This is a genomic window from uncultured Amaricoccus sp. (assembly GCF_937858865.1).
In the GTDB taxonomy this organism is placed as follows: Bacteria; Pseudomonadota; Alphaproteobacteria; order Rhodobacterales; family Rhodobacteraceae; genus Amaricoccus.
On record NZ_CALLYO010000169.1, the window covers coordinates 1 to 6,275 of the forward strand.

A 6,275-nucleotide genomic window follows, 5' to 3' on the forward strand; every position below is an offset into this window, starting at 1 on the left:
GTCTCGACCGAGCTCGCAGGGTTGTCCGGCGCCCAGACCTTCGATGGCGACAAGACCTTCGCCGGCGAGCTCGAAGCGAGCGGTCCGGTGGCGACAATCGGCACGGCGCCCGGCACTGCGAGCTACGGTCTCGGCACGGGAGCGACGGCTTCCGGAGCCACCAAGACGGTGAACATTGGCACCGGCGGCGTGGCAGGCTCCGACACCGTCGTCAACATCGGCTCCGATACTGCCGGCGCCGACGGAACGATGGTGGTCAACACCCCCACCGTCACCTTCGCCAACGGCGTCACCGTCGTCGGCATGCCTCAGGCCAACCTCACCGCGCTGCTGCTCGGGCTTGGCGGCGCTGTAGCCGACGCCTGGAACCGGCTCTCGGTCAACACCCCGGCGGTGCTGCTGAACAATGCCGGCGCCGGAATCGAGGCGACCGTCAACAAGAACGCCGCCGGCAACGACGCCGCTTTCGCCTTCAAGACCGGCTTCAGCGTCCGGGCGCTGATCGGCCTGCTCGGGTCCGACGACTTCAGCTTCAAGGTCAGCCCGGACGGGTCGGCCTACCACGAGGCGATCCTGATCGACCGGACCACCGGAAGGGTCGAGTTGCCGAAGCCGGCGATCCTGCCGGCGGTGAGCAGCGCGCCAGCGGCGCCGGCGGCGGGCAAGCTCGCGCTCTATGCCCGGTCCCGCGCCGGGCAGCCCTGGCTCGACGCCATGCGAACGAACGGCCGCGACTTCTCGCTGCAGCCGCACCTCGGGCTGGCGCGACCGGCAATATGGCTGCCGTCGTCGGGCGCGACCATCACCACCGAGGGGATGTCGAACTCGACGGTCGGGACCGTCTCGACGCCGGGTCTCGCCGCGACCTCGCTCGCCACCAGCATGCGACGCTGGCGGCTCACCTCGGCGGCTGTGGTGGACTCGGCCTCGGACCAGAGGAGCGGCGTCTTCACCTGCTGGCGCGGCAATGCCACGGGGCTCGGTGGCTGGACCTTCGTGACGCGCATCTCGCTCAGCACCCTTCAGGCGACCGGCATGGCGTTCTTCGGCCTCTACGGCTCGACTGCGGCGCTCGCCACCACCCTGACCCTCAGCGCCGTCGTGAGCTGCGTCGGCATCGGCTTCCAGCGCGGCACCCACACCCGCTGGCAGCTCGTCAGCAACGATGCCAGCGGGGCGCCGACGCTTGTCGACATGGGCGCAAGCTTCGCGATCGCCACCGGCGGCGTGCTGACGCTGACCATCGCGGCGCCGCCGAACGCGTCGTCGGTCTGGGTGCGGGTGGTGGACGAGGTGACGGGTGCGGTGTTCGAGCAGGAGGTCACCGCCGACCTGCCGGCGGCGAACCAGTTCCTGGCGCCGCGACTCTTCATGAACAACGGCGCGACGGCCGCCGCCGTCGCCTTCGACTGCGCCGGCGTCTACCTCGAGACCGACTACTGAGCCGACCCGTGGGGCGCCAATCGGCCAACGCGGGCGAACGCCCGCCTCGCCACCTTTCTCGAATGGATGGCGTCATGATGCCAGTCCGCCAGGACGCCGTCGTCCGTCTGTCCTGCCGTGCGCAATGAGGCGATGCTCGGGCGCGCCGCCGAGGAATACGGGCGTCGCGCGCTCTCCGACGTCGGGCTCGGCGGCAAGGATGTCGCGCTGCCGATCCAAGACGCACGCTCGCTCTTGGAGCGCATCCAGTACGTTCGCCGCACTGCGGCCAAGGTGGAGTGCTGGTGGTGCAGTAGCAGGGTCACCTCTCCGCCTCGGTCTGAGGCCGAACCTGCGATTGGGCGCCAAACCTTGGCGCCCAATCTGTCGAAGTTGCCCTTCGGCTATCGTCAGGCTTGAGCCCGATCAAATCATGTCGTCCGTCGCGGACACCGACCCGATCGCAGACCCCACTATCACGATGGGCGAGCCAATGCTCACGCGACAACTACGAGACCATTGGCGAGGGCACGTGTCAAAGTCTTTGTCAGCTACGTCAGGAACCAAAGAAGCAGATGTCCCGGGGGCGCGCCGTTGCATCGCGACTGTCCTCAGTGGGGCCGGGCCCCAGCCTCGACCTTGGCACACGCGGCGCACACGTTTAGGGAGTCTGCCGATCGGCAGTCTTTTCTGATCGAGGCACGACGGCAGCCAACCGCCCAACTCGTTTTCCGGCCAGGCGTACGTGAGATTTGGTGCCGCCGGAGTCCGCGTGCTACAATGTCAACCGGTTTCGCGCATGGTGGGGCGCGGCGATGCTGGATCGAATGATACTCCTGGTTTGCGTCGCCATCCTGGTAGCGCTCGGTTGGCCCGTGGCCAGTCCGGCGCAGCATCTCGACACACCGAGCGCCGGTATCCTGACCGACGCGGAACGGGCGGAAGATTCGCTCATCGCGGCGATCATGGCGCCATGGACCGGCGATCTCGATGGCATGGTCGAGCGCGGCTACGTGCGGATCGGCGTCGGGAACGAGCCGGTGTTCTTCAGCTACGACCGGGCCGAGCAGGAGGGCCTGAGCGTTGACAGCGCGCGCGAGTTCGAGAAGCATCTGCGCGCAACGCTCGGGAAACGGGCCGCGACGCTGACCGTCTCGCTGGCGCCGCTGCCGCGCGACCACATGTTCGACGCGCTGGTCGAGGGGCGGGTGGACATCCTGGCGGCCAACCTGACGATCACCCCCGAGCGACTGGGGCGGGTCGATTTCAGCGTGCCCACGCTCAGGAAGGCGGCGGAGATCGTGGTGACCGGCCCGGCCGCGCCGGCGGTCGCGACGCTCGACGATCTCGAGGCCGCGCCGGTGCATGTGCGGCCGTCCAGCAGCTACCACGAGCATCTCGCCGCGCTGAATGCCGAGCGTACCGCGGCCGGCCGGCCGCCGGTTCCGGTGGTGGCGGTCGACGAGAACCTCGAGGACTACGATCTCGCCGAGCTGGTCGATGTCGGCGTGGTCCCGGCCATCGTGATGGACGACCACAAGGCCCGCCTTTACGCCCAGATCTTCGACGGCATCCGGCTGCACCCCGACATCGCCGTCCACGCCGGCGGCGAGATCGCCTGGGCGATGCGCAAGGGATCGCCGGAGCTGATGGCGGCGGTCAACGGCTATCAGGCCACCGCCAGGAAGGGCACGGAGATCGGCAACATTCTTTTCAAACGCTGGCTCGACAGCGCCGACCGGATCCGGAACGCGATCGCGCCGGGCGAGGATGCGCGGTTCGAGCAGACGATCGGCTTCATCCGCCAGCACGCGACGGCCTATGAGTTCGACCCGATCCTGATCGCCGCGCAAGGATACCAGGAGTCGCGTCTCGACCAGAGCGTGCGGAGCCCGGCCGGTGCCGTGGGCATCATGCAGGTGCTGCCCTCGACCGCCGCGGATCCGAACGTGGCGGTCCCGGAAATCGAAGACGCCGACCAGAACGTCGAGGCTGGCGTCAAGTACCTGCGGTTCCTGCGCGATCGGTACTTCAGTGAGCCGGCGATGAAGCAGCTCGACCGCGAGCTGTTCGCCTTCGCCGCCTACAACGCCGGACCGGCCGGCATCCAGAAGGCGCGCGCGAGGGCGGAGGCGATGGGGCTCGACCCGGACGTCTGGTTCGGCAACGTCGAGGTCGCCGCAGCCAGGACGATCAGCCGCGAGCCTGTGGTATACGTGCGTAACATCCTCAAGTACTATACCGCCTACAACCTCTACCAAACCGCCGCTGAGGCGAAAGCGGCCGCCAGCGACGGGTAATACTCCGATGGCCGCTCGAAGGGGGACCAAATGACACGAGTGCTTGCAACGATCTCCGTCGCTCTGATGCTTGTCTCGGGAGTTCCGGCTCTCGCCCAGGTTCAGCTGGACCATGGCACGGCGCAGAAGCTGACTGACCTCGGCATCGACACTTCGCAGGTCAAAGACCAGGACGACGTCGGCTACATCAACCAGATACTGGCGTCCGACGCCGACGACGCGACCAAGAAAGCCGAGCTCCTGAAGCTGCTCGAAGAGAAATAGATGGTGCGGGTCGGTCCGAGATAGACAGATCGGCAGATCGAGCCCGGCGCGGGCGGTTGCGCGCACGCCGGGAACCCCTTTCGGATTCACAATGGCGAATCCCCACCGGCCCCCGGCCCCACGATCGGGCGCGGCATGACAACGCTTGAAGACGTCGCGGCGACCCGGCTGGGCCGATTCTTCGGCCCGGCCTCCGACACGTATCCGGGTCTCTCCGGCTTCGGCCTCCTGGGCCCGGCGCGCGAGGCTTTTGTCGTCCGCCTAGCGGTGGCCGATCTGGCCGAGCGAAGTCTGGACATGCAGTATTACGTCTGGGACGGCGATACGACCGGCCGGATCATCGTCGACCGGGTGATGAAGGCGGCCGACCGCGGGTCAGGGTGCGGCTCCTCGTCGACGATCCCTTCTACAACAAGGCCAGCGATCCGGTAAAAGCGGCCCTCGACGCCCACCCCAACGTCGAGATCCGTCTGTTCAACCCGGCCAGCAACCGGCGGTGGACCAGGCTCGACTTCATTCTCGACTTCCACCGGTTCAACCGCCGCATGCACAACAAGCTGATGGTTGCTGACAATGCTGCGGCGATCGTCGGCGGCCGCAACATCGGCGACCACTACTACGGCGTGAATACTCACGCCAATTTCCGCGATCTCGATGTGCTGGCCGTCGGACCTGTCGTGCGCGATCTGTCGGGGGTCTTCGAGCGATACTGGAACAGCGCCTCGTCGGTGCCGATCGCGACCATCGTGGAGCGCGCCTATGGCGCCGCCGATCTCGATGCCATCCTGGCCCGCTTGCGCCGGGAGATCGCCGCGGCCGACTACCCCTACCCGATCGACCAGGATCTCGGCGAGCTGGCTGCGCAGGGGGCCGAGCTGCGCGACAATCTCGTGTGGGCGCACGGCCGGATCATCGCCGACGACCCCGCAGCCGTCGTCGCGGGCAAGGAGGCGGACGTGGTCGTCACGTTTATCCGTGGGCGGGTCGCGGCGCTGAAAGAGGAGCTGCTCGCCGAGGCGCCCTACTTCGTCCTGCCCGCCGGGGCGCAGGCGACCGTCAGGGCGTTGCACGACCGCAATGTCCGGGTGCGCGTGCTGACCAACTCGCTCGCTTCGAACAACCAGCTCGCCGCGCACTCGGGCTATGCCAAGACCCGCCGCCGGCTTCTCGAGAACGGCATGGAGCTCTACGAGCTGCGCGCGGACACTGATGCCTTCCGGCCGGGATGGTCGCTCGTGTCCCATCGCTCGCGTGCGGCGCTGCACACCAAGGCCATGGTCTTCGACGGCGAGGCGGTGTTCATCGGCAGCTTCAACCTCGACCCGCGCTCGGCGGTGATCAACACCGAGGCCGGCCTCTACATCGAGAGCCCAGAGCTTGCCGAGCGGCTGGCCGCCTACATGGCGACCGGCGTCGCGCCCGCCAACAGCTACCGCGTCCGCCTCGACACGAACGGCCGGATCGTCTGGGAGACGGAGCGGGACGGCGAGGTCGTCCGCTACCGGGACGAGCCCGAGACCGGCTTCAGGCGGCGCCTCCTCGCCAATCTCGTCAAACTCTTGCCCATCGACTCGCAAGTCTGACCCCGATCACAACCTCCGAAAACAGCGGGCATTCGCTAGGATTTCGGAGCCGAGCTTGACACATTGCCCTTCCGGCCTGATCGTCACATCTCCTCAGTGCTGATCGAACGGATCGAGATGTCCGAGAGCGGCGACCCGCGCGAACCGCCCGCGGAAAAAGCCGAGGCGCCGCGCGATCCAGTGCGACGCTGGACGATCGTCGTCGGGGCGGCGTTGCTGTTCCTGCTGGCTTTGCAGATCGCCAGTGACCGGACCGCGCCGGTTTCTTCTATCGGCACTGTCGAAGGGCTGGTGCTGCCGATCTCCTCCCGGATCTCGGGCGAGTTGCTGCGGGTCGCGGTCAGTGACGACGAGGTCGTCGGGGCCGGCGCGCTGCTCTTCGAGATCGATCCGACCCCCTTCAGGCTGGCGGTGGAGGCGGCCGAGGCCGATCTCGCGCAGGTCGGACAGTCCATCGGCGCATCGACCGCCGACGTTGCCGCCGCGCAGGCGCGGGGCACTGAGGCCGAGTCAGTGCTGACCAACAGCCGCGCCCAGGCGGAACGCACGCTGGAGTTGGTGGCGCGCGGCGTGACGCCGGCGGCGGAGGCGGACAAGGCTGTCGCGGAGGTCGCCTCGGGCGAGGCGACCGTGGCGGCGGCCGAGGCCGACTTGCGCAGCGCCGAGGAGGCGCTGGGACCGGCGGGCGCGGATAACCCGCAGCTGC

Annotated in this window: 7 protein-coding genes; all 7 read left to right on the plus strand. The window is 68.0% G+C overall.

The annotated features are described in order from the left end of the window. A partial coding sequence (locus tag Q0112_RS04670) for a DUF2793 domain-containing protein (protein ID WP_297972109.1) occupies positions 1-1,443 on the plus strand: 1,443 nt, incomplete at its 5' end. A gap of 132 nt (positions 1,444-1,575) precedes the next feature. Further along, positions 1,576-1,842, plus strand: a complete 267-nt coding sequence (locus tag Q0112_RS19430; RefSeq protein ID WP_367278435.1) for a DUF6127 family protein — start codon at positions 1,576-1,578, stop codon at positions 1,840-1,842. A gap of 335 nt (positions 1,843-2,177) precedes the next feature. Next, complete coding sequence (locus tag Q0112_RS04675; protein WP_297972111.1) at positions 2,178-3,722, plus strand: transporter substrate-binding domain-containing protein; 1,545 nt, start codon at positions 2,178-2,180, stop codon at positions 3,720-3,722. A gap of 30 nt (positions 3,723-3,752) precedes the next feature. After that, positions 3,753-3,986: a hypothetical protein gene (locus Q0112_RS04680; protein ID WP_297972114.1), complete on the plus strand. Its 234-nt coding sequence runs from the start codon at positions 3,753-3,755 to the stop codon at positions 3,984-3,986. A 135-nt stretch (positions 3,987-4,121) separates the two neighbouring features. Next, complete coding sequence (locus Q0112_RS04685; protein WP_297972117.1) at positions 4,122-4,418, plus strand: hypothetical protein; 297 nt, start codon at positions 4,122-4,124, stop codon at positions 4,416-4,418. Next, the gene (locus tag Q0112_RS04690; RefSeq protein ID WP_297972120.1) at positions 4,367-5,569 is read left to right on the plus strand and encodes a phospholipase D family protein; all 1,203 of its coding nucleotides are present in this window, start codon (positions 4,367-4,369) and stop codon (positions 5,567-5,569) included. The genes Q0112_RS04685 and Q0112_RS04690 overlap by 52 nt, the downstream gene beginning before the upstream one ends. Positions 5,570-5,665: 96 nt before the next feature. Then, the coding region (locus Q0112_RS04695; protein WP_297972122.1) for an HlyD family secretion protein at positions 5,666-6,275 on the plus strand (610 nt) is incomplete at its 3' end.